Origin of the sequence: Acidovorax sp. 62 (genome assembly GCF_002754495.1) — a bacterium.
Taxonomy (GTDB): Bacteria; Pseudomonadota; Gammaproteobacteria; order Burkholderiales; family Burkholderiaceae_C; genus Acidovorax.
In genome coordinates this window covers 387,227-410,198 of the sequence record NZ_PEFJ01000001.1, presented here as the reverse complement: position 1 = coordinate 410,198, position 22,972 = coordinate 387,227, and the positions used below count along the sequence as shown (strand labels likewise).

Annotated in this window: 23 protein-coding genes; 7 read left to right on the top strand and 16 right to left on the bottom strand. The window is 65.6% G+C overall.

Features of this window, described 5'->3' with window-relative positions:
- The first annotated feature begins 17 nt into the window (after positions 1 to 17).
- A complete protein-coding gene (locus CLU86_RS01865; RefSeq protein ID WP_099740394.1) occupies positions 18 to 1,508 on the top strand; it encodes an ABC transporter substrate-binding protein in 1,491 nt (496 codons plus the stop codon).
- Between the two features lie 103 nt (positions 1,509 to 1,611).
- Positions 1,612 to 3,015, top strand: a complete 1,404-nt coding sequence (locus CLU86_RS01860; protein ID WP_099740393.1) for an amidase — start codon at positions 1,612 to 1,614, stop codon at positions 3,013 to 3,015.
- A 101-nt stretch (positions 3,016 to 3,116) separates the two neighbouring features.
- Here the strand turns inward: CLU86_RS01860 and CLU86_RS01855 are convergent, their stop codons facing one another.
- A complete protein-coding gene (locus CLU86_RS01855; RefSeq protein WP_099740392.1) occupies positions 3,117 to 4,541 on the bottom strand; it encodes a YdgA family protein in 1,425 nt (474 codons plus the stop codon).
- A gap of 278 nt (positions 4,542 to 4,819) precedes the next feature.
- Between CLU86_RS01855 and CLU86_RS01850 the strand changes: the two genes are divergently transcribed.
- Positions 4,820 to 5,428: a hypothetical protein gene (locus CLU86_RS01850; RefSeq protein ID WP_099740391.1), complete on the top strand. Its 609-nt coding sequence runs from the start codon at positions 4,820 to 4,822 to the stop codon at positions 5,426 to 5,428.
- 28 nt (positions 5,429 to 5,456) lie between these two features.
- Positions 5,457 to 6,797, top strand: a complete 1,341-nt coding sequence (locus CLU86_RS01845) for a tetratricopeptide repeat protein (RefSeq protein ID WP_099740390.1) — start codon at positions 5,457 to 5,459, stop codon at positions 6,795 to 6,797.
- A 111-nt stretch (positions 6,798 to 6,908) separates the two neighbouring features.
- Here the strand turns inward: CLU86_RS01845 and CLU86_RS01840 are convergent, their stop codons facing one another.
- Positions 6,909 to 7,823, bottom strand: coding sequence for an AraC family transcriptional regulator (locus CLU86_RS01840; protein ID WP_099740389.1), 915 nt, complete (start codon positions 7,821 to 7,823; stop codon positions 6,909 to 6,911).
- A gap of 96 nt (positions 7,824 to 7,919) precedes the next feature.
- On the opposite strand from CLU86_RS01840, the gene CLU86_RS01835 reads away from it, so the two are divergent.
- Together CLU86_RS01835 and CLU86_RS01830 are read left to right on the top strand one after the other, a co-directional pair.
- On the top strand, positions 7,920 to 8,465 hold the full coding sequence (locus CLU86_RS01835; protein WP_099740388.1) for a carboxymuconolactone decarboxylase family protein: 546 nt from the start codon (positions 7,920 to 7,922) through the stop codon (positions 8,463 to 8,465).
- 102 nt (positions 8,466 to 8,567) lie between these two features.
- Positions 8,568 to 9,269: an MOSC domain-containing protein gene (locus CLU86_RS01830; RefSeq protein WP_099740387.1), complete on the top strand. Its 702-nt coding sequence runs from the start codon at positions 8,568 to 8,570 to the stop codon at positions 9,267 to 9,269.
- A 4-nt stretch (positions 9,270 to 9,273) separates the two neighbouring features.
- On the opposite strand, the gene CLU86_RS01825 is transcribed toward CLU86_RS01830, so the two are convergent.
- From CLU86_RS01825 to CLU86_RS01785, 9 genes are all read right to left on the bottom strand, one after another.
- A complete protein-coding gene (locus CLU86_RS01825) occupies positions 9,274 to 9,945 on the bottom strand; it encodes a histidine phosphatase family protein (RefSeq protein WP_099658306.1) in 672 nt (223 codons plus the stop codon).
- Between the two features lie 122 nt (positions 9,946 to 10,067).
- Positions 10,068 to 10,715, bottom strand: a complete 648-nt coding sequence (locus tag CLU86_RS01820) for a LysE family translocator (protein ID WP_099743218.1) — start codon at positions 10,713 to 10,715, stop codon at positions 10,068 to 10,070.
- A 142-nt stretch (positions 10,716 to 10,857) separates the two neighbouring features.
- A complete protein-coding gene (locus CLU86_RS01815) occupies positions 10,858 to 11,100 on the bottom strand; it encodes a hypothetical protein (protein WP_233194729.1) in 243 nt (80 codons plus the stop codon).
- A 21-nt stretch (positions 11,101 to 11,121) separates the two neighbouring features.
- Positions 11,122 to 11,964, bottom strand: a complete 843-nt coding sequence (locus CLU86_RS01810) for a DUF429 domain-containing protein (RefSeq protein ID WP_099740386.1) — start codon at positions 11,962 to 11,964, stop codon at positions 11,122 to 11,124.
- A 176-nt stretch (positions 11,965 to 12,140) separates the two neighbouring features.
- Entirely contained in the window at positions 12,141 to 13,022 is an 882-nt protein-coding gene (locus tag CLU86_RS01805; RefSeq protein WP_099740385.1) for a DMT family transporter, read from the bottom strand.
- A gap of 243 nt (positions 13,023 to 13,265) precedes the next feature.
- Positions 13,266 to 13,688 carry a BLUF domain-containing protein gene (locus tag CLU86_RS01800; protein ID WP_099740384.1) on the bottom strand — a complete coding sequence of 141 codons (423 nt, stop codon included), beginning with the start codon at positions 13,686 to 13,688 and terminating at the stop codon, positions 13,266 to 13,268.
- A gap of 2 nt (positions 13,689 to 13,690) precedes the next feature.
- On the bottom strand, positions 13,691 to 14,419 hold the full coding sequence (gene folE, locus CLU86_RS01795; RefSeq protein WP_099659059.1) for a GTP cyclohydrolase I: 729 nt from the start codon (positions 14,417 to 14,419) through the stop codon (positions 13,691 to 13,693).
- A 172-nt stretch (positions 14,420 to 14,591) separates the two neighbouring features.
- Complete coding sequence (clsB, locus tag CLU86_RS01790) at positions 14,592 to 15,818, bottom strand: cardiolipin synthase ClsB (protein WP_099740383.1); 1,227 nt, start codon at positions 15,816 to 15,818, stop codon at positions 14,592 to 14,594.
- Positions 15,819 to 15,851: 33 nt separating this feature from the next.
- The gene (locus CLU86_RS01785; protein WP_099740382.1) at positions 15,852 to 16,589 is read right to left on the bottom strand and encodes an endonuclease/exonuclease/phosphatase family protein; all 738 of its coding nucleotides are present in this window, start codon (positions 16,587 to 16,589) and stop codon (positions 15,852 to 15,854) included.
- A gap of 241 nt (positions 16,590 to 16,830) precedes the next feature.
- On the opposite strand from CLU86_RS01785, the gene CLU86_RS01780 reads away from it, so the two are divergent.
- Positions 16,831 to 18,606, top strand: a complete 1,776-nt coding sequence (locus tag CLU86_RS01780) for a tetratricopeptide repeat protein (RefSeq protein ID WP_099740381.1) — start codon at positions 16,831 to 16,833, stop codon at positions 18,604 to 18,606.
- A gap of 17 nt (positions 18,607 to 18,623) precedes the next feature.
- On the opposite strand, the gene nudB is transcribed toward CLU86_RS01780, so the two are convergent.
- From nudB to CLU86_RS01755, 5 genes are all read right to left on the bottom strand, one after another.
- Positions 18,624 to 19,112, bottom strand: coding sequence for a dihydroneopterin triphosphate diphosphatase (nudB, locus tag CLU86_RS01775; RefSeq protein WP_099740380.1), 489 nt, complete (start codon positions 19,110 to 19,112; stop codon positions 18,624 to 18,626).
- A 38-nt stretch (positions 19,113 to 19,150) separates the two neighbouring features.
- A complete protein-coding gene (locus tag CLU86_RS01770; RefSeq protein ID WP_099740379.1) occupies positions 19,151 to 19,972 on the bottom strand; it encodes a CsgG/HfaB family protein in 822 nt (273 codons plus the stop codon).
- Between the two features lie 112 nt (positions 19,973 to 20,084).
- On the bottom strand, positions 20,085 to 21,899 hold the full coding sequence (gene aspS, locus CLU86_RS01765) for an aspartate--tRNA ligase (RefSeq protein ID WP_099740378.1): 1,815 nt from the start codon (positions 21,897 to 21,899) through the stop codon (positions 20,085 to 20,087).
- 45 nt (positions 21,900 to 21,944) lie between these two features.
- A complete protein-coding gene (locus tag CLU86_RS01760) occupies positions 21,945 to 22,565 on the bottom strand; it encodes a DUF502 domain-containing protein (RefSeq protein WP_099658296.1) in 621 nt (206 codons plus the stop codon).
- A gap of 9 nt (positions 22,566 to 22,574) precedes the next feature.
- The gene (locus CLU86_RS01755; RefSeq protein WP_099740377.1) at positions 22,575 to 22,895 is read right to left on the bottom strand and encodes an FmdB family zinc ribbon protein; all 321 of its coding nucleotides are present in this window, start codon (positions 22,893 to 22,895) and stop codon (positions 22,575 to 22,577) included.
- Positions 22,896 to 22,972 lie beyond the last annotated feature (77 nt).

Below are 22,972 nucleotides of genomic sequence, written 5' to 3'. Positions count from 1 at the left end.
GTCTGGAGTTTGCGAACATGCTGAACCGCCGATCCGTCCTCGCCACTGGCGCCCTGGCCGCCATCCCACTCGCCGCCCCCGTGGGTGCACTGGCCCAGGGCCGCAAAGACGCCGTGGTGCTCGCCATGACCCTGGAGCCCCCAGGCCTGGACCCCACGGCCGGGGCCGCGTCGGCCATTGCCGAGATCGTGCAATACAACGTGTTCGAGACGCTCACCAAGATCAACGCCGACGGCAGCGTCACGCCCCTGCTCGCCGAAAGCTGGGAGGTCTCGCCCGACCTCAAAACCTACACATTCAAGCTGCGCCGTGGCGTGAAGTTCCAAAACGGCGAGCCCTTCAACGCAGCCGCAGTGAAGTTCTCGTACGACCGCGCTGGCGGCGAAAAGAGCACCAACAAAGACAAGCGCACCTTTGCCAACCTGACCACCCAGGTGGTGGACGAGCACACCCTGGTGGTGCTGAACAAGGACATCGACCCCGACCTGCTGTTTGCGCTGGGCCAGGCCACCTCCATCATCGTGGAGCCCAAGAGCGCCGACACCAACGCCACCAAGCCCGTGGGCACTGGCCCCTACCAGCTGGGTGCCTGGAACAAGGGCTCGTCCGTGGTGCTGACGGCGTGGGATGGCTTTCGCACCCCGGGCGCCGCCAAAATCCGCCGCGCCACCTTCCGATTCATCTCAGACCCCGCCGCCCAGGTGGCCGCCTTGCTGGCGGGCGATGTGGACCTGTTCCCCCGCGTCACGCCGCGCAGCGTGGCGCAGTTCAAAGCCAACCCGCGCTTTCAGTTGCTGGTCTGTGGCTCACGGGCCAAGACCATCCTCGCCATCAACAACGCCAAGAAGCCGCTCGATGATGTGCGCGTGCGCCGCGCCATCGCTGCGGCCATTGACCGCAAGGCCATGATCGAAGGCGCGGGTGACGGCTACGGCGCCCCCATCGGCAGCCACTATGTGCCCGGCGCGTTTGGCTATGTGGACACCACAGGCGTCAACCCGTTCGACATCGAAAAGTCCAAAAAGCTGCTGGCCGAGGCAGGCGTCAAGACCCCGCTGGAGCTGACCCTCACCTTGCCCCCCACGCCCTATGCACGCCAGGGCGGTGAGGTCATCGTGGCCCAGCTGGCCAAGGTCGGCATCGTGGCCAAGACGCAAAACGTGGAATGGGCGCAGTGGCTCAGCGGCACCTATGGCAACAAGAACTACGACCTGACCCTCATCTCGCATGTAGAGCCCTTTGACCTGGGCAACTTCGCCAAGCCCGACTACTACTGGGGCTACCAGTCGGCCAAGTTCAACGACCTGTACAACCAGATCAAGAACGCAGCCCGCCCGCAAGACCGGGCCCGCCTGCTGGGCGACGCGCAAAAGCTGCTGGCCGAAGACGCTGTGCACGCCTTCCTGTACCAGCCACAGTGGATCACCGTGGCGAACAAAAACCTCAAGGGGTTGTGGAAGGACATGCCGGTGTTCGTGAACGACCTCTCCGCCCTCTCTTGGTCATGATGCCCATGCTGCCTCTGCGGCAGCGGATTACTCCTTAAATGATAGCTGCTAGCGCTTTATTCATAAGCGCTATCAGCCATTTTCATTGATAGCCCCCCCCGCCATGACCGCACTGCACGACCTGCCCGCCCACGACCTGCTTGCAGCCTACCGCCAGCGCACGCTGTCCCCCGTGGAGATCACGCAGGCCGTGCTGGCGCACATGGAGCGCTGGGAGCCCCACATCCGCGCCACCTACTTGCTGCGGCCTGAGCACGCGCTGGCGCAGGCCCGCCAGAGCGAAGCCCGGTGGCAGCGCGGCGAGCCCCAAGGTCTGCTGGATGGCGTGCCTGTCACCATCAAAGAAAACATCGCCACCCAGGGCGACCCCACGCCGCTGGGCACCGCCGCCGTGCCGCTGGTGCCTGCGCTGGCCGATGCGCCCCCCGCCGCCCGCCTGCGCGAGGCCGGCGCAGTGATGGTGGCCAAGACCACCATGCCCGACTACGGCATGCTGTCCTCAGGGCTGTCGAGCTTTCACCCCCTCTCGCGCAACCCGTGGGATGTGAGCAAGGGCCCGGGCGGCTCCAGCGCCGGGGGTGGCGCTGCCGCAGCGGCGGGCTATGGGCCGCTGCACATTGGCACCGACATCGGTGGCTCGCTGCGCCTGCCTGCCAGCTGGTGCGGCATCTTCAGCCTCAAGCCCAGCCTGGGGCGCATTCCCATCGACCCACCCTACACCGGCCGTGCGGCGGGCCCCATGACGCGCACCGTGCAGGACGCCGCGCTGATGATGCAGGTGCTCAGCCTGACCGATGCGCGCGACAGCATGAGCCTGCCGCCGCAGACCATTGCCTGGGACGACCACGACCAGGGCGTGCAACGCCTGCGCGGCCTGCGCATCGGCCTGCTGCTGGATGCCGGTTGTGGCCTGCCCGTGGAAGACGAAGTGCGTTCTGCGGTGGAACATGCCGCCCGCCTGTTCGAGCAAGCCGGTGCCCGCGTGACGCTGATGCAGCCCTTCATGACCCAGGCCATGCTCGACGGCATGGACCACTTCTGGCGCATGCGCTCGCACATGGATTTGCAAGCCCTGCCCGATGCGCAGCGCGCCAAGGTGCTGCCCTACATCCGCGCCTGGGCCGAGAGCGCGGCGGGCTTCACGGGCACGCAGGTGTTCCAGGCCAGCCAACAGTTCCACCTCACACGGGTCGCCACGGTCAAGGCATGCAGCGCGTTCGACTACGTGCTCTCGCCCGTGGCCCCCATGCCCGCCTTTGCGGCGGAGCTGCCCTCGCCCACCAATGACCCGCTGCGGCCGCTGGAGCACATTGGCTTCACGGTGCCGTTCAACATGTCCGAGCAGCCCGCAGCGTCCATCAACTGCGGCTACACCGCCAGCGGTCTGCCCATCGGGCTGCAAATTGCCGGGGCACGGTTTGACGACCTGGGCGTGCTGCAGGTGGCGCGGGCCTTTGAGCTGATCCGCGACCCGCAGCGGCCCTGGCCCCTGCCGCCCGCACCCTGACGTTGGCGGCCCCATGTCAAAAGCCCCGGTCACCTCTGCGGTGATCGGGGCTTTTTTGTACCGTCGCACAGCCACCCTGAGGGCAGCCGCGGGCCGGTGGATTACTGCAGGAAGTTAGGCAAATCCATCACCTTCCCATTGAGCTTGGCCTGGCCGCCTTCCATCTTCAGCGAGCTGGTCAGGTTGTCGCCCTCCTGGCGCACGTAGCCAGCTGCCTGGGCCATGCCGATCATGCCGTCCATGTCCTCGCTCTTGAACTCTTGCTGGCCAGCGGCCTTGGCCAACTGGGGCAGCCAGGCCTTGGGCAGGCGCACATCGGCGTGCAGGGTCGAGTTCTTGAGCAGCACAGGGCCCCAACCGGCCTGGGTCACTTCGTCAGCAGAAGGGGCGCGGGTCACCTCGCCACCGTACGACAGCTCGCCTTGCTGCCCGCCCAGCGTGGCAAAGAACTTCATCGAATACGCAGGCAACGCGGCCGTGAGGCGCTGGGCGTTGTCGGCCAGCAGCTTCATCAGCTTGCCGCCCTGCTCTTCGTTGGCCATGGTCATGGCCTTGAAACCGTCCTTGCTGTAGCTCTCGACCATCAGCACCTGCAGGCTCTTGAGCACATCGGCGTCGATGCGCTGGAGTTTCTCTTCAAAGCCGATGGACTCAAAGTCCACCGGGCCAATCAGGCCCTTGCCCTTGATCGATGTGCTGACGCTCATCAGTTTGTCCGCACGGTCAATGGTGGTGGTGCCCGCCAAGTCCTTCAGCGACATCAGCGGCTTGGCCGCGCCGTCCTTGGGGGTGCTGGTCGCTTCAATCTGCGCAAAGCGCATGTTGCCCTTGCCCGGTGCCAGCATCCACAGGCCATCGATGATCTGGTTCTCGAAGTCGCCCGTCATGCCCTTCATCGACACGGCAAAGCGGTCACCCGAACCGCCCAGGTCTTCGTCCGCAGACTTGTTCACCCCCGAGAAAGACATCTCGGGCCACTGGAGGCTGCCCTTGACGCGTGTGCGGTCGCCATTGACCGAGAACTCGGTCTTCATCTCTTGCCAGCGCAGCGTCACTTCTTCGTCACCCATCTCACCCGCTGGCACCAGCAGCGTGGCATCGTGGCCGCCCATCAGGCCGTGCACGGTGGTGAGCGTGGGGGCTGTCACCTTGGCCAGGTCCTTGGCGGCTTTTTCGTCCAGGCCGTCCAGGGCAAAGCGTGTGTCCACCACGGCGGCGGCCAGGCGGGCACCGGCCAGCGGGCCGTGGCGCACCGCGCTGTTGACCACCACGCGCAGGGGCTGGGCTGGCTTGTTGGTCTCGGCATCGGCAGGCGGCGTCCATTGCAGCACCAGCTTGGCCTGCGAAGTGAAAAAGCCCTTTTGGTAGTCCTGCGACACCACGGCTTCAGCGCCCAGCACCTTGCGCACTTCCTCCAGCGCCTCGTTGTAGCTGGCTTGCGCACGTTGGCCCATGTACCAAGTGGCGCCACCATAGGCCACCACGGCCAGCGCCACGGCGGCGCCCAAAGCTGTTTTTTTGCTCATTTTGAATCTGTGAATTGGGTTACCCACCCCCTCGGATGGTGCGCGGGAGAATACCAGCGCCTCTGAGCACCTAGGCCAAGCCCCTACGCTCCATATGCAAGCAGATGTGCATTTGTAGGCACTGCAGCCCACAAATTGATCTCCCGCACGACACACCCCGCACTGCGCAGCCTTTTTGCGGTGCTGCGTTGACTCGGCGGGAATATCCGCTATCTTTGGGTAAGACCGCCCTGGCGGCCAGTCCGCCTCTCTTTTTCACGCCTTCACTGCAGCACTTCATGGACCTTCTCTTCATGGCGATCCTCATCGCCTCCGGCACCTACATGCTCAATGCCAAAGAGCAGCGCAAGCGCATCGCCATTTTGGGCATGCACCTGAGCCACTACCAGATTGAAAAGCTCATGGAAGCCCTGACCGAAGGCTACATGCGCGCCCTGGGCGAGAGCAGCGCAGAGCGGCGCGACCAAGTGTGGTCGCTGCTGAGCACCACAGAGCAGCAACTCAGCGAGCAATTCAGCCGCTTTGCCGCCGATTTCGCCAAGGTCAGCGAAGAGGATGCGCGCGTGAGCCGCTTGCCCATCGCCCTGCCCTTTGCCGACAAGCTGCTGCCTGCCCTCACCTTTGACATGCGCCAGGCCCTGGCCATCCACGCCAAGGGCATCGCCCATGTGGTGCAAAACACCGCATACCTGGCCACCAAAGACCGCGCCTTCATGATGACGGCCGAGCTGTTTTTGATGCAGCACACCTGCCACTGGTACTGCAAGTCCAAAACCATCGCCTCGGCCCGCATGATGGCGCGCCACCAGACGCCGCACGCGCAGTTGGTGGACTCGGTCTCTGAGACCACCCGGCGCGCCTATCTGGCGCTCATCCAGGGCGAATAGGCGCCCCGCCCATCGCCAGCCACCTCACATGCAAGGCCGTGCACCCTCCCTGACCGACAGCCTGGGCAACCCGCTCACGCTGCATCACGCAGGCAGCGTGGATGCCGTGAACGACTTTGTGGAAGGCTTCATTGCCTGCGAAGCCCGGGCCGTGAACGTGCTGCAAGCCGCAGGCGATACCAGTGCCATGGTGCAGGCCTGCTGCGCCGCGCTGCACATGTTTGCCGAATCGGCCGAGGCACCGCGCAACGCCCGCCCCTTCATCACCCAGGCGCTGGCCAGCGCCCCGCAGGCCAGCGAGCGCGAGCAACGCTTTGTGGCCGCCGTGGCCGCGTGGGTGGATGGCGACCTGCCCCGCGCCATTGCCCTGCACGAAGAGCAAGCCCGCCTGCACCCGCGTGACCTGGCCTCCCTCAAGCTGGGCCAGTACCACCTGTTCAACCGGGGCGACTCCCCCGGCATGCTGCGCCTGGCCTTGCAGGCCCTGCCCGCCGCGCCCGAGGTGCCCTACCTGCACGGCATGCTGGCCTTTGGCTGGGAGCAGTGCCACCGCCTCCAAGAGGCTGAGGCTGCGGCCCGTCACGCCATCGCCCTGTGCCGCAAGGAACCCTGGGCCCAGCACGCCCTGGCGCATGTGATGCTGACGCAAGGCCGCATCCGCGAGGGCGCGGCCTTCATGGACAGCGTGAACGACACCTGGACGGGACTGAACTCCTTCATGGTCACGCACAACTGGTGGCACCAGGCGCTGTTTTTGCTGGAGCAAGACCTGCACGCCGAGGCCCTGCACCTGTACGACACGCAGGTCTGGGGCGTGGTCAAGGAGTATTCGCAAGACCAGATCAACGCCATCTCCCTGCTAGCGCGGCTGGAGCTGGCGGGCGTGGACGTGGGCGACCGCTGGGCCGATGTGGCCCGCTACCTGGCCGTGCGTGGGCAGGACCAAGTGCTGCCCTTTCTCGACCTGCAATACCTGCTGGGCCTGGGCCGCGCGGGCGAAGACGCTGCTGCCGCCCGCCTTCTGGCCCATATCGAAGCCCATGCCGCCAGCCGCACCGATGCACAAGAACGTGCGGTATGGCAAGGCGTGTGCGTGCCCGCTGCGCGCGGCATTCAAGCATTTGCACAAGAGCGATGGGGCGATGCGGTCGCAGGCCTGGGCCAGGCCCTGCCCCAGTTGGTGGAGATTGGCGGCAGCCATGCGCAGCGGGACCTGTTCAGCCAGCTGTACCTGCACGCCTTGCAGTGCAACGGGCAATGGGCATCGGCCCAGAACCTGCTGCAGCCGCAGTGCAATGCCCAGCCGCAATCACTGCGGCTGGCGCGGCAGATGCACGCGGTGAACACGGCGCTGGGTTTGCCAGATTGAGAACTTGCTTTCACCCTCTGGCTTACAAGCCTTTTAGGGCTCTAGCGCTCTATCTACAAGCGCCAGAAGCTACCAAATCAATAGCAAATAATCAGCCAAAGCATTGGCAGCTCAAGGCCCATTCACGGTCTCCGGGGCTTCTGCCTTGAGCCATGCACGGGGCGACGCACCCACAACCTGCGTGAACGCCCGGCTGAAGGCTGCCGGGCTGGCATAGCCCAGCGCATCACTCACCGACTTGACCGCTGCCCCGCTGCGCAACTGCGCCTGGGCAATGGACACCCGCCAGCGCAGCAGGTAGTCGCCCGGCGGGGTGCCCACCGCCGCCTTGAATTCGGCCGCAAAGCCGCTGCGCGACATGCCGGCCGCCTGGGCCATGCGGTCCAGCGACCAATCGGCGCCCGGTTGCTCGTGCACCGCCGTGAGCGCGCGGGCCAGCTTGGGGTGGGCCAGGCCCGCCAACACGCCAGACTGGATGCCGCTGTGCACGGGCTGGTCCAGCAGCCAGCGCAGCATCTGCAGCAGCAGCACTTCAAACAGGCGGTCGGCCAGCAGGCGCTGGCCGCAGCGCACGCGCTCCGTCTCGGCAAACAGCAAGTCCAGCGTTTGCCCAATGCCCTGCACCTGGGCCACGGGCAGCGCCAGCACCGAGGGCAAGGCCTGCACCAACGGGTGGCGCACGCCGCCGTCAAAGTCCAGCGTGGCGCACACAAAGTCGCTGCCATCGACCGGGGCGTTGTGAAAGTCATGGTCCAGCGGCCGGGGGTAGAACAGCAGCGTGGGCTCGCTCACCTGCAGGCGTCGCGGAGCCCCGCTGCGCGGCTGGTGCGTGACCACCATGTCGCCCCGCCGCAGCACATGCAAAAAGGCCCGCCCCGGCTGCGCCGCAAAGTGCGTGACGCCACACAGCGGCCCCGCATGGAACAGGTGCGCCCGCACGCGAAAACGCTCCAGCAGGGCCGAGAGGCGGTCCACCCCTGCGTTGGGAACCGCTGGGGCTTCTGAAGAAGGGGCTGGTGCACTCATTGGACGATTTGCATTGTTTGATGGATTTTATGAATCTAATCATACAAACATTCGCCACACACTAGAGGCTCTTTCACACCACCCACAGGAGTCTTTATGAACCGCATCCCCCTCATCGACCGCGCCCACACCAGCCCCGACCGCAAGGCTTTGCTGGACCAGGTCCACGGCGCTTTTGGGGCCACACCGAACATGTTCCGTGCCGTCGCCAACTCGCCCGCCGCGCTGCAAAGCATGTGGGCCGCCTTTGGCGCGCTGGGCAGCGGCACACTCAGCGCCAAGCTGGGCGAGCAGATTGCCGTGGCCGTGGCCAACCGCAACGCTTGCGAGTACTGCTTGGCCGCCCACACGGCGCTGGGCCGCAAGGCCGGTGCCACCGCCGACGAAATGGCCGCCGCCCAGGTAGGGAGCGCTGGCGATGCCGCCACCCAGGCGGCGCTGAACTTCGCCCTCAGGGTCGTAGAACAGCGCGCCCAGATCACCGCCGACGACGTGCAGGCCCTGCGCACCGCAGGCTTCAGCGACGAGGCCGTGATGGAAATCCTGGCCCACGTGGCGCTGAACCTATTCACCAACTATGTGAACGTGGCTTTTGATGTGCCGCTGGATTTCCCAGCCGTCAAACTGCGCCCTGCGGCCTGATCTGCGCAAGCGGCGATAACCCACATCACCCGCCCGTGGCGCGCGGGGCCCAAGGCGGGCCCCGCACGCCACACCCCAGAGCCTGTTGACGAGAAACACCCGATGACCCTACCCACCGCCCACATCCTGCAAGTGCTGACCGGAGCCGTGGCCCCGCTGGGCGAGGCCGGTGCCACCAGCGCCATTGCCAAGCAGCCCGTGGCCCATCCGGTTGCCATCGGCCCGCAGGGGCTGGCGGGCGATGCCCAGGCCGACCTGCGCGTGCACGGCGGGCACGACAAGGCGGTGCACCTGTATGCATGGGAGCACTACGCCCAGTGGCAGCGCGAGCTGGGCAACCTGCCCCTGCTGCAAGCCCCCGGTGCGTTTGGCGAGAACCTGGCATTGACGGGCCTGGACGAGGCCGGCGTGTGCCTGGGCGACCACTGGCGCGCGGGCACTGCGGTGCTGGAGGTGACGCAGGGCCGCCAGCCGTGCTGGAAGCTCAACCTGCGCTTTGGCGTGCCCGACATGTCGGCCCGCGTGCAAAACACCCTGCGCGCGGGCTGGTACTGCCGCACGCTGCAAGGCGGTGTGGTGCAGGCGGGCGACAGGCTGAAGCTGCTGGAGCGGCCCCACCCCGGCTGGACGGTGCAGCGCCTGCTGGCACTGATCCGCGACCGGGAATGCGATCCTGCAGCGTTGAGCGGTGTGCTGGAGCTGCCCCTGCCGCCTTCCTGGCGCAAGCTGTTTGCGCGGCGGCTGGAGCAGGGGCTGGCGGAGAACTGGGAGGCGCGGCTGCAAGGCGCCCAACCGGAACACTGAGAACTCAGCGCACCAGCAATTTCTTCTGGTCGTACACCGGCTGCGCGGGCAGGTCTGCCAGGTGGCGGGTGTCGGCCCAGTGCAGCACCTCAATCGCATCGCCCTGCAGGCGCACACGGCTCAGGCCTGCGTTGGGGATGTCGCTTTGCCGGGGGCCGCTCAGGCCCAGGCCCTGGGCGGTGCGCCACACCATGTCCAGCACGCCGCCGTGGGTCACAACCATCACCGTCTGCCCCGCGTGCTGCGCGGCCAGGCGGCGCACGGCGTCCATGACACGGGCGTGGAACTGGCGTGTGGTTTCGCCCCCAGGCATGGCGTGGTCGGCATCAAAGCGCAGCCAGTCGGCCCAGGCCTGGGCGTGCTGCTGCTGGATGTCGCTCACCCGCATGCCATCCACCTCGCCAAAGTGCTGCTCGCGCAGCCCGGCATCGGTCAGCCCCTCCAGCGCCAAATGCGGCAGCAAGGCCTGGGCCACGGGTTGCGCAGTTTGCTGGGCACGGATGAGGTCGCTGCACACCAGGTGATCGACCACGCACTGCTCTTGCGCCAGCCGCTGCGCCAGGCGGCGGGCCTGCTCATGCCCCATGGCGTTCAGGGGCACGTCCACCTGGCCCTGAAAACGCAGCTCACGGTTCCAGTCGGTTTCGCCATGGCGGATGAGGATGAGTTCGGTCATGGCGTCATTTTTGAAGATACAGACACAAATGACAAGCAAAAACAGCGCCTAGCGCTTGAGGGACAAGCGCTAGCAGCTATTCAATTCATAGCAAACTCTGCAGCCTCAGCGCTGTAGGGGATTCAACGCTGTGAGGTCGCCAGGCGCACCGCCAGGCCCAGAAACACCACGCCCGCAATGCGGTTGAGCCACTGCTGCGCCCGGGGCGAGCGCAGCAGCAGCGCGCCAAACACGCCCGAGAAGCAGGCAATGGCGCCAAACACCAGCAGTGCCGCCACGATGAACACCAGCCCCAGCACCATGAGCTGCCCGCCCATGGGTCCACGGGCAGGGTCGGCAAACTGCGGCAAAAAGGCCAGGAAGAACACCAGCACCTTGGGGTTGCTGAGGTTCATGACCACGCCGCGCCCCACCATGCGCCACAGACTGGGGGCTGCCACGCCCGCCGATGCCGCCGCGGTGCCGCCCGCATCGCCCGACGGCGCCGGGGCCCGCAGCGCTTGCCAGGCCAGCCACGCCAGGTAGGCGGCGCCCAGCAGCTTGAGCACCGTGAACGCCACGGCCGAGGCCGCAAACACCGCCGCCAGCCCCAGCGCCACGGCCGCCGTGTGCACCACCAGGCCCATGCACAGCCCCACCACCACGGCCATGCCCGCACGCCAGCCGCGCTGGGCCGATTGCAGCAGCACAAAGAGGTTGTCTGGCCCGGGGGTCAGGCCCAGAAGAATGGAGACACCGAAAAAGGCCAGCAAGGTATCGGTAGAAGGCATGAATTCATCGCCACGCGAATGGCGCAAAGGTGCAAAAAAGCCCGTGGTGAAAGTGGCGGGCAACCGGAACAAGCAGGCTGCCACGCCGGGCAGCAGCCTGCCATTGTGCCGCTACGGCGCAGGCACAGCGCCGCAACAGGCGCTATCGCACAGGCACCACGATGACCTTGCGGCGGGGCTGGCAGCCGGGGCCGTCATAGGGCGGGCTGTCGCGCTCCCAGCCAGGGCCGGGCGAGGTCTGGGCGCACACCCGCGCGCCATCGACCTTGCTGCGCCAGTAGTACCAAGGCGCTGGGGCGGCCTGCAATGCAGAGGCGGCCAGGCCCGCGCACAGGGCCAGGGCCGACAGACGGATGCACCAGTGCAGGGGTTGGGGGTGGTTCATAGTGGGCAGAGATTCGAGACACTAGGGAACAGGGGCGGTCACGATCCAGCCTTCCAGCGCATCGAGCCCCGGTGGCAGGCCATACAGCGCATCGCCCTGCGCATGTTCGCGTTGCGCCCAGGCGGCTTGCAGCAGGCACAGCGTGGCGTCCAGGCTGTCGCCGCTGGCGTCTGCCACCAGCGCATCGCGCTGCGCGTGGCTGAGCTTGAGGCGCAGGCCCAGGCGGGTCTGCCCCATCTCCAGCGCGTTGACCAAGTCCTTGCGGGCAATGAGGCGCTCGGGCGTTTGTTTGGCACGGTCGTCGCTTTTGTAGCTGCGCCGCTGCAGCACCTCGCGCGCCAGCAGGCCAGGGTAGGCCTCCAGCGCCACGCGCTGGACACCATCTGCAGCGCCTGCGCCGGGGGGCATCAGGCCCGGCAACCAGACCCCGGCCTCCAGCAACAAGGGCACGCCGGCGTGCAGCATGTAGGCCACCGGCGGGTTCACCCACTTCATCGAGGGGCTGGAGCCTGCGGGGCCGTCGGTGGCGCGGTGGGCAAACTTGCCGCCCACGGGCCGGGCATCGCAAAAGCCCGCAAAGGCCTCGCGGATCTGCTCGCGCGTGAGGCTGCGGTAATGCTGCATGCAGGCACGCCAATCGGTGGGCCAGCGCAGCGTCTGCACCAGTTCACGCGGCAGGCCAAAGGGCAAATCGAAGCCGCCCACCCAAGGCCGGGGTTGGCCCAGCCACTGGGCAAACGCAGGCAAGGTCTCGATGCGCTCCAGCGCCAGCAATTGCACACGCACACCGTCGCTGCGGCCCAGCGCCAGCACGATGGGTTTGCGGCGACTGGGGCTGCTGGAGAAATCGCAGCCGACTAACATGCCTATTCCTTTCAGACTCTGAACTACCTGCGGGACGCAACCTACGCTACTGGCACGACAAACGCCAGCGCCCCCGCGCAAGGGCCGCCCCGCCCCGCTGGGGGCGTCCCCCACCCAACTCGCGCCGCGAGATGAGAGAGGGGGAAGGCGCGAAGCGACTCAGGGGGTGCATCTTGTCATCCTAAAGCCAGTGCCGTGACGCCCGCGGCAATGCACACGGCCCCGCACACGCGCGCCAGCCGGTCGCCCTCGCCCAGCAAATGCCCGCCAATCAGCGCGGCAAACAGCATGGACACCTCGCGCGCCGGGGCCACATGCGACATGGGGGCCTGCTGCATGGCATACAGCACCAGCACGTAGGCCACGGGGCTCACCACGGCCACCAGCAGGGCAAAGCGCCATTGGGCCAGCCACAGCGTGCGGGCCGTGGGCAGGTCGCGCAGCACCACGGGCGCCAGCAAACCCACCCGCACAAAGTTGCCCATGTAGTCGATGAGGATGGGCGACATCAGCAACACCTTGACGGCATAGCCATCCACCACCGTGTAGCTGGCAATGAACGCCCCGGTGAGCAAGCCGTAGGCCATGCCTTTGTGCACGCGCTCACGCGCAGCGGGGTCGTGCGCGGCGCGCAGCAGGCCGGGGCCACCGGCAATCAAAAACACCCCGCCCACCACGCCTGCAATGCCCAGCGCGCCCAGGGCCGAGATCTGCTCACCCAGCAACGTGATGACCACCAGTGACGACAAGAGCGGCCCCGAGCCCCGCGCCAGCGGGTACACCACCGTGAGATCGGCCACGCGGTAGCCCCGCAGCAAGATCACGTAATACAGCACATGCAGCAAGCCACTGGCCACCACAAAGCCCCACTCCACCGCGCCCCAACCCGGCACCACATCGCGCCCCAGCCACCAGCCCAGCGGCGCCCAGAAAAACATCATCAGCGCCGAGGTAAAAAACGCAAAACGCGAATCGCCCCCCGCTTTCTTGGCTGCAATGTTCCAGCAGGCATGAATGAGCCCGGCAAGGATGATGAGGGCGAAGGCGTTAAGGGTCACGGCTGAAAAGAAGAACGGCTTGAATGCAAAAAGCCGCAGCGCCTGGGGCTGCGGCTTGGTGTGGCGCGAAAGGGTCTGTCTATTGCAGGGTTGAATACCGCTCAAGGCATCTGCAACTGGCGCGACCCAAGCCAGCGGCCACCGTGCAAGGGCCGCCCCGCCGCACTGGTGGCGTCCCCCTGCCCGCACCGCGCAGCGGTGCGAGAGCGGGGGGAAGGCGCGCAGCGCCTCAGGGGGTGATCTCTATGCCCTGCCGATGATGGAGGCGGTGGCCATCAGCTCTTCGAGCAGCGCAAACGACACCTTGCCCGACACGGCATACGGGTCCAGCTCGGGCTTTTCAGAGTATTTGAGCAAGATGGAATGGTTGATCTTGTTGAGATTGACCTGCCCCATGGTCCAGCCGCCAAAGCGGCGCTCGGCAATTTCTTCGTAGTGCAGCAGTTCCACATCCTTGTGGCGCACATCGCGCTGGATGTGGCCGTACAGCTCGCTGACGGCCGAGCGGCCGCCTTCGATGGCTTGCAGGAACACACCGCCGCCGTAGCACAGCACGCCGGTGATGCCGCAGCCCGGGTTGTGCTGGCGCGACTGGGTGAGGATGGCTTCGATAGCGGCGGGCGAGGTGTCGACCGCGCGGCTGGCGTAGAGCAGGCGTACCAACATGGTCAGTTCTTTCTGGGGATGAGGGACAGGAATTCGCGGCGCAGGGCGCTGTCCTTGAGGAACACGCCGCGCATGACGGAGTTGATCATCTTGCTGTCCATGTCGCGCACGCCGCGCCAGGACATGCAGAAGTGGCTGGCCTCCATCACGATGGCCAGGCCGTCCGGCTGGGTCTTTTCCATGATCAGGTCGGCCAGTTGCACCACGGCTTCTTCCTGGATCTGGGGGCGGCCCATGATCCAGTCGACCAGACGCGCGTACTTGGACAGGCCGATCACGTTGGTGTGCTCGTTGGGCATGACGCCGATCCAGATCTTGCCGATGACGGGGCAGAAGTGGTGGCTGCAGGCGCTGCGCACGGTGAGCGGGCCCACGATCATCAGCTCGTTGAGGTGCTCGGCGTTGGGAAATTCGGTGATGGGTGGCGCGGCCACATAGCGGCCTTTGAACACCTCGTTGAGGTACATCTTGGCCACGCGGCGCGCGGTGTTGTGGGTGTTGTGGTCACCCGCCGTGTCGATCACCATGCTGTCGAGCACGCCCTGCATCTTGGCTTCGACTTCGTCCAGCAGCTTTTCCAACTCGCCGGGCTCGATGAACTCGGCAATGTTGTCGTTGGCGTTGAAGCGTTTGCGAGAGGCGTTGATCCGCTCGCGGATCTTCACGGAAACGGGGGTGCCTTCTTCATCCGGCGGGGTGGGCGTCATAGCGGCAGCGGGTTGACTGGACATGGGCACATCCTACCAGCGATCGCACCACGCAGTGCTGCAAAGGTTTTAGGCCCCTAGCGCTTATTGGATAAGCGCTAGCAGCTACCAAATACATAGCAAACCACGCAACCAATGCAGGCCAGGCCCGGCCATTCAGCAGCACCCCAGGCGGCCAGGCGCCACGGCAGTGGTGTCAGTAGCGGTTGCCGGTGATCCACAGCGCCAGCCGCATCAGGCCAAAGGCCACGCGGTCCAGCACGCGCTGGCGCAGGGGGCGCCCAGCGTAGCGGGCCGGGTCCATGCGCCGCCCGGCGTGCTGCATGGCGTGTACCAAGCGCTGGCGCAGGTCGGCGGCAAAGGCGGCGTCTTCCACCACCACGTTGGCCTCGCGGGCCAGCAGCAGGCTCAGGGGGTCGAGGTTGGACGAGCCCACCGTGGCCCAGGGCTTGTCGCCCTGCGCATCGACCACGGCCACCTTGGCGTGCAGGAAGCTGGGTTCGTACTCGTGGATTTCCACGCCCGCCTCCAGCAGCGTGCCGTACACAGGGCGCGCCGCGTGGTACTGCATGAAGTATTCGTAGCGCCCCTGCAGCAGCAGGCGCACACGCACGCCCCGGCGAGCCGCCATCAGCAAGGCCTTGCGCAGCTTGCGCCCGGGCATGAAGTAGGCGTTGGCGATGATGACCTCATGCCGGGCGGCGCCAATGGCACGCAGGTAGGCTTTTTCAATGCGGCTGCGGTTGCGCACGTTGTCGCGCAGCACCAGGGCCGCGCGCACGGGGGACGAACCCTGGCCTGGCCCGGCAGGTTGCTGCGCGTGGTGCTGGGCACTGGCCGTGCGCAACGCCAGCAGGGCTTCGGGCAGGCGGCGTTTGCGCACGTCGCGCACGGCCTGCATGCGCCACCACAGCTGCTCCATGGTGTCGCTGGCCTGCGCCACCAGGCTGCCCGTAGCGCGCACGGCAAAGTCAAAGCGCGGGGCGTCGAGGGCGCCATGGTTGGGGTCGTGAAAATCGTCCAGCACATTGATGCCGCCGCAAAACAGCACCCGCCCATCGACCACGCACAGCTTGCGGTGCAGGCGCCGCCAGCGGTGGGGCAGCAGCAGGCCCAGGGTGCCCAGGGGCGAGTACACGCGCCACTGCACCCCGGCGGCGCTCAGGCGCGCCGCCCAGGGCTCGGGCAGGCGCCCGGTGCCCACGCCGTCCACCACCAGGTGGGTGCGCACGCCCCGCTGCGCTGCGCGGATCAACGCATCACCCACGCTGGCGCCCGCGCCGGTGAAGTCGAAGATGTAGGTTTCAAACTGGATGTCGCTGAGCGCGGCATCCATGGCCTGCACCAGCGCAGGAAACAGCTCCTGCGCGCCTTGGTACAGCTGCACGTCGTGGTCGCGCGCAAACTCTGGCGTCTGGGTCATAGCCTGGGCGGAGATAAAGACAGGGCCACGGGGTCAGAGCTTGAATTCAGCGATCAGCGGCAGGTGGTCTGACATGCGCCACCAGATGCGGCCACGCGGCACATGCAGGCCCAGGGGCGTGAGGCCCCGCACGTAGACATGGTCCAGTTGCGCCAGCGGCAACCGCGCCGGGTAGGTGTAGGCGCGGGGGGCATCGAACTCGTGCAGCCCGTACCCCGCCAGGATGCGCTTGAGCTGGGGCCCCCAGTCGTTGAAGTCGCCCGCTACCACCACCGGCTCGTTGCCCGGCACTTCGCGCTCAATGAACTGCTGCAGGCGCTCGACCTGCCGCACGCGGCTGCCAGGAATCAGCCCCAGGTGCACCACGATGGCGTGCAGTGGCCGCCCCTGCACCTGTACCTGCACATGCAGCAGGCCGCGCTGCTCAAAGCGGTGGTCAGAGATGTCTTCATGCTGGTGGCCCACCACGGGCCAGCGTGTCAGCAGCGCGTTGCCGTGCTCGCCATGCTTGGTCACGGCATTGGTGCGGTACACGGCCTCATAGCCCTCGGGGGCCAGAAAGTCGGCCTGCGGCAGCTCGGGCCAGTGGTGAAAGTAGGCCTGTTCGCGCCGGTGCAGCTTGCGCACTTCCTGCAGGCAGACCAGGTCGGCGTCCAGTTGCTCCACGGCCAGACCAAGGTTGTGGATCTCCAGCCGTCGTGCGGGCCCCAGGCCTTGCACGCCTTTGTGGATGTTGTACGTGGCTACGCGCAAGATGTCGGTGTGATCCATGGCGCTGATTGTGTCGCAACGGCGCCGCACAGAGCGCATCAACGGGCTTTCCCGCATCCGCAAAGCCGCCAAAGTGGGCATACACTAGCCGCAATTCACCCACAAGCCGTGTGCTTAAACACAACTCAGGGGCTGCGCCACGAGTGAGCGGCGGAAAAAAAGCCTTTGGCTCGTGCCGTTCGCAGTGACAGAGGTGAACGCGCGATTTCAGCGGACCGTTATTTGCGAGACAGCACCCCCGATGGCCACAGGCAAAGATCAGGACCCTCAGGACAGCCAGGCACTGGTGATTGACAGCAATGCCACGTCACGCAGCATCTTGGTCGCGCAACTGCGCGAATACGGGGTGACCAAGATCGTGCAGTGCAGCCGTGTGCGCGATGCCCGCAACCGGTTAGAGCACACCGTGTTTGACTACGTGCTGTGCGAGCAGTACTTCACCGAATCCAACCACTCGGGCCAGACCCTGCTGGACGATCTGCGCCGCGCGCAGTTGCTGCCGTTCTCCACCGTGTTTTTCATGGTGACGGCCGAGGCGTCCTACGCCGCTGTGGCCGAGGCGGCCGAGTCCGCACTGGACGGCTACCTGCTCAAGCCCTTCACGCCCAGCGCACTGTTTGAGCGACTGAGCCTGGCGCGGCTGCGCAAAGTCCACCTCAAGCCCATCTTCGACGCCATTGAGCAAGACGACTTCAAACTGGCCGCCAGCCTGTGCGCAGAGCGCTTTGAGGCGCGCCAGCCGTATTGGCTGTATGCCGCGCGCATTGGCACCGAGCTGCTGCTGCGCCTGGGCCGCCACGCCGAGGCCCGCACCCTGTTCGAGGCCGTGATCGCAGCGCGTGCCCTGCCCTGGGCCAAGCTGGGGGTGGCGCGTGCACAGATTGAGTCAGGCCAGGCCCAGCGGGCCATCACCACCTTGCAAGGGCTGATTGGCGAAGACGCATCGTTTGCCGACGCCTACGACGTGCTGGGCCGCGCGCAGGTGGAGCTGGGGCACTTCAGCGAGGCCATCGAAACCTACCGCGTTGCCAGCGAACTGACCCCGGACTCGGTGGTGCGCCTGCAAAAGCTGGGAATGATGTCGTACTACATGGGCGAGCGGGCCACCGCCACCCGGGTGCTGTCGCGGGCTGCCATTCTGGGGCTGGACTCCAAGCTGTTTGACTGCCAGTCGCTGGTGCTGCTCACGTTCGCCTACTTTGCCGACAACGACCGCAAGGGCATTGAGCGCTGCATGGCGGACTTTGCGCGCCTGCTCGAACGCCACGAAAACACCAACAGCCCGCGCATCCTGCGGTTTGTCGAAATTTCCCGCACCCTGCAGCTCATCCAGCAGCGCCAGTTCTCCCAGGCCGTGGCCTCGGTCAAGCAGATGGCGCTGGAAATCATGGAGAGCAGTTTCGACTTTGAAGCGGCCTGCAACCTGGGCAGCCTGCTGGCCGTGCTGGCCACCACGTCGATTGAGCTGGACGAGGGGCCGATGTGGGTGAATGCCATTGGCATGCGCTACGCCAACACGCGCGGCCTCTGCGAGTTGATGGCCAATGCCTGCAACCTGTATTCCCCTTATGCAGACAGCGTGCGCGAGTGCCTGCAGCACATCAACAAAAGGGCCGAAAAGGCCATGGCCCGCAGCCTGTCTGGCGATGCCGCAGGCGCTGTGCGTAATCTGATCCGGCACGGAGGCGAGACACTCAACTCCAAATTGGTGGACATGTCGCAGCAGGTGTTGCTGCGACACCGCGAGCGCATTGAAGAAAGCGACGAGCTTCAGCAGGAGATTGACGCATTGCGCGCCCGCTGCGGCACGGCCCCAACGCGTGCGGTGCTGGGGCAAGACAGCGAACGGCACCCAGGCGGCGTGGTCATCCGCACACGCTCATCGTCTGGCGATGCCGAAGGGGCGGCGCGGCCACGCACAGACAGCATGCCCCCCACCCCGGCCCCAGCGGAAGACCCCGCAGCGCAGTGGAGCGAGGCGGACCCGCTGGACAAGCTCAGGCTGCGCCCCGGTTGAAGCGGAGCCAGGCCGTGTCACCGCACCTGGGCTGCGAAGCGCGGCAGCCACAGGCAAGCCTCCGCGTTGGAGGCTGAAAAACACAAGTCGGCAGCCTCCAGCCAAGGCAGCCACTGCCAGCGCACATGTTCACGCGGGTTGAGCCGCACCGGCGTTCCGACCGGCACACACAGGCCAAACACCCGCTCGCGGTTGCGCTGCACCCCAGGCGCATAGCGGTGCAACCACTGGGGCCAGATGTCGTAGTGGTTTTCCAGCTGCCAGTCGGTCAATCTGCTGCCGGGGGCGCCGACGTCCATGCCGGTTTCTTCCTGCACCTCGCGCGCTGCCGTCTCGTGCCACGGCTCGTCCCAACGGTCTTTGCTGCCGGTGACCGACTGCCAGTGCTCCACACCCACCTCAGTGCCCGTGCGCTGGACCATCAATACGTCCAGCATGGGGGTGTAGATCACCACCAAGACCGATTCAGGGATCTTGAACGAATCCTGGGCGGGCATGGCGGCCATGGGGGCAGGCAGTTCTGTGCAAACCGTTGGGGCCAGCATCAGCGCTGGTTCTTCACCGCCACGGGGGGCGGCAACTCCTTGGCCTGCAGCATGCGCACCTGGGCCACCAGCTTGTTGTGCGAGTCCAGGAAGGCTGCGGCGATCACCTTGCCTTCGTTGGTGTTGCTCCAGCCCGCACCCGCCCCACCGCCCAGGCGGCCAAACAGAACACCGGCTGCGCCCAGGTCCGTGGTGCGGGCCGAGCCCGTGGCGGCGGCGACTTGTTCAGTGGTTTCGTTGTCGGTCAGCAGCAGCGCCGTCTGCGCCTCCTTGAGCTTGACCTGCTCTGCCAGCCCGATCAGCCCGGCAATGTCGCGCAGCACCGGAATCATGGCGATCACCCCCGCAATGCTGCGGCCCGCATCCTGCTCACTGAACGTCAGGCTGGGGATGAGGGTGTACTGGGCCTCGTAACCGCGCCCTTTGGCCACGGTGGACTTTTGCCGCAGGATGCCCGCGTCTTTCAGCTCTTGCTCCTGCACCGTGCCGCGCAGGCCCGCCGAGCGGTCCACCACCCGAAAGCAGCCGCTTTGCTGGGCAATCAGCCGAATCAGGGGCACGGGCGACGCAGGCAGGTGGTAGCTGCTGGAGACGGTGTAGCCGTTCGGGTTCTCTGCCAGGGCCAGCGTCGCCACCGGGGCATCGCACTGCGTGAGCGACTTGTCTGCCCCCTTGGCGCCGGCAGGGCCTGCAGACCCTGAAACCACCGAGCCACCCTCGCCCAGCTCGGTTTTCTTCTCACCACAGCCGGCCAGAGCCAGGGCTGCGGCCAACACCACCAGACGGACACCCACACGGCGGCACAGCACGTTTTTTTTCATCTCTTACTCCCTGAATCAAAAAGGTAGGCTCCAACGAAAAAGCGGCCCAGACCAACGCCTGTGCCGCTTGGGTTCCTGCTACTGCATGCAACAGGCCTTGGTTTGTGTCCTATCAGCTGGCTTTGGCAGCATCCAGGTTGCGCAGGCGAATGTGCAGCTCGCGCAGTTGCTTCTCGTCCACGGGCGAAGGGGCCTGGGTCAGCAGGTCCTGGGCACGCTGTGTCTTCGGGAAGGCAATCACGTCACGGATGGACTCGGCACCGGTCATCAACGTGATCAGACGGTCCAGGCCAAATGCCAGGCCACCGTGTGGAGGCGCGCCGTACTGCAGCGCGTCCAGCAAGTAGCCAAACTTGGCGCGCTGGTCTTCGGGACCGATGTTGAGCGCCGCAAACACCTTGGCCTGCACGTCCGCACGGTGGATACGCACCGAACCACCGCCCAGCTCCCAGCCATTGAGCACCATGTCGTAGGCCTTGGCAATGCACTTGCCTGGATCGGTGTCCATCAGGTCCTCGTGGCCATCCTTGGGGCTGGTGAAGGGGTGGTGCACGGCTGTCCAGCGGTTTTCTTCCTCGTCATGTTCAAACATCGGGAAGTCCACCACCCACAGCGGCGCCCAGCGGTTTTCGAACAGGCCATTCTTCTTGCCGAATTCGCTGTGGCCGATCTTGATGCGCAGCGCGCCAATGGCGTCGTTGACGATCTTTTCCTTGTCGGCACCGAAGAACAGCAAGTCACCGTCTTGTGCGCCCGAGCGCTTGAGCACTTCGGCCAGCGCAGCGTCATGGATGTTCTTGACGATGGGCGACTGCAGGCCGTCGCGCCCCTTGGCCAGCTCGTTGACGCGGATGTAGGCCAAGCCCTTGGCACCGTAGATCTTGACGAATTCGGTGTAGGCATCGATCTCACCACGGCTGATGCCGCCGCCTTCGACCGAGCCACCGGGCACGCGCAGGGCCACCACACGGCCGCCCTTCATGTTGGCGGCCCCCGAGAACACCTTGAAGTCCACGTCCTTCATCACGTCGGTCAGCTCGGTGAATTCGAGCTTCACGCGCAGGTCGGGCTTGTCCGAGCCAAAGCGGTAGGCCGCGTCCTGGTACGTCATGATCGGGAACTCGCCCAGGTCCACACCCAACTGGGTGTGGAACACCTCGGTGATCATGCGCTGGAAGATGGCGCGGATTTCCTCTTCGTTCAGGAACGAGGTCTCGCAGTCGATCTGGGTGAACTCGGGCTGGCGATCGGCACGCAGGTCTTCGTCGCGGAAGCACTTGGTGATCTGGTAGTAGCGGTCATAGCCCGCCACCATCAGCATCTGCTTGTACAGCTGGGGCGACTGGGGCAGCGCAAAGAACTGGCCATCGTGCACGCGGCTGGGCACCAGATAGTCGCGCGCGCCTTCGGGCGTGCTCTTGCCCAGCATGGGCGTTTCGATATCGATGAAACCTTCCTTGTCCAGGAAGTTGCGCACCTGGATCGCGGTCTTGTAGCGCAGCATCATGTTGCGCTGCATGTGCGGGCGGCGCAGGTCCATCACGCGGTGCGTGAGGCGAGTGGTCTCCGACAGGTTCTCGTCGTCCATCTGGAACGGAGGCGTGACCGAAGGGTTCAGCACATTCAGTTCATGGCACAGCACTTCGATCTTGCCGCTCTTGAGGCTGTCGTTGGTCGTGCCCTCTGGGCGGGCACGCACCAGGCCCTTGACCTGCACGCAAAACTCATTGCGCACGCCTTCGGCGGTCTTGAACATCTCAGCGCGGTCAGGGTCGCACACCACCTGCACGTAGCCTTCGCGGTCGCGCAGGTCAATAAAGATCACACCACCGTGGTCGCGGCGGCGGTTCACCCAACCCGACAGGGTCACGGTTTCGCCCATCAGGGCTTCGGTCACAAGACCGCAATAGTGGGAGCGCATGGCCATGGCATTACTTCCGGCGCCGCTGTGGCGCAATGAATGAAAAGAAAATTATTTGAGAGGCAACTGATTGGGGTCGGCTGGCGCAACAACCCCCATCGAGACGATGTACTTGAGCGCGGCATCCACGCTCATGTCGAGCTCCACACAATCGCTCTTGCGCAGCATGACGAAGTAACCGCCCGTGGGATTGGGGGTGGTGGGCACATACACGCTCACAAACTCGTCGCGCAAATAGGCCGCGACTTCACCATTGGGTGCCCCAGTGATGAACGCAATCGTCCAGACCCCTTCGCGCGGCCACTGCACGAGCACAGCGGTGCGAAAGGCGTTGCCGCTTTCTGAAAACAGGGTGTCAGAAACCTGCTTGACGCTGGAGTAAATGGAGCGCACCACCGGGATGCGGTGTACCAGGGCATCGCCCCATTGCACCAGTTTGCGTCCTGCAAAATTGCTGGCAACAGCCCCGACCACCAACAGGATCAGCAGCGTCAGCAGCACGCCAAACCCTGGGATGTGAATCCCCAGGAGTTTGTCTGGCTGCCACGCACCGGGCAGGATTTGCAGCGTCTGGTCCAGCGTGCTGACGATCCAGTTCAGCACCCACGCGGTGATGACGCCGGGCACGATGACCAGCAATCCGGTGAACAGCCATTTGCGCAAGGCGGACATGGCGGCCTGTCAGGTCGAAGAAGAGGAGCCGCCGCCCGCCGAAGGGGCAGGAGCAGCTGCGGGGGCAGGCGCTGGCGCGCTGGCAGCAGGCGCTGCGGCATCGGACTTGGATTCAGTTGCAGGGGCGGGGGCAGAACTGCCACCGCTGCCGCCACGAAAATCCGTCACATACCAGCCTGATCCCTTGAGCTGAAAGCCCGCGGCAGTGACTTGTTTGGAAAAGGCTTCTGCTCCGCAAGCGGGGCAAGTGGTCAACGGCGCATCGGAGATTTTTTGCAGCACATCCTTGGCATGGCCGCAGGAGCCGCATTTGTAGGCGTAGATAGGCATGTCAGAGCGTTGAGGGAAAGTGCAAAACCTTTAATTATAGGCGGGCGTCTCTGCACCACAGCCCTCGCCAGGCTCTG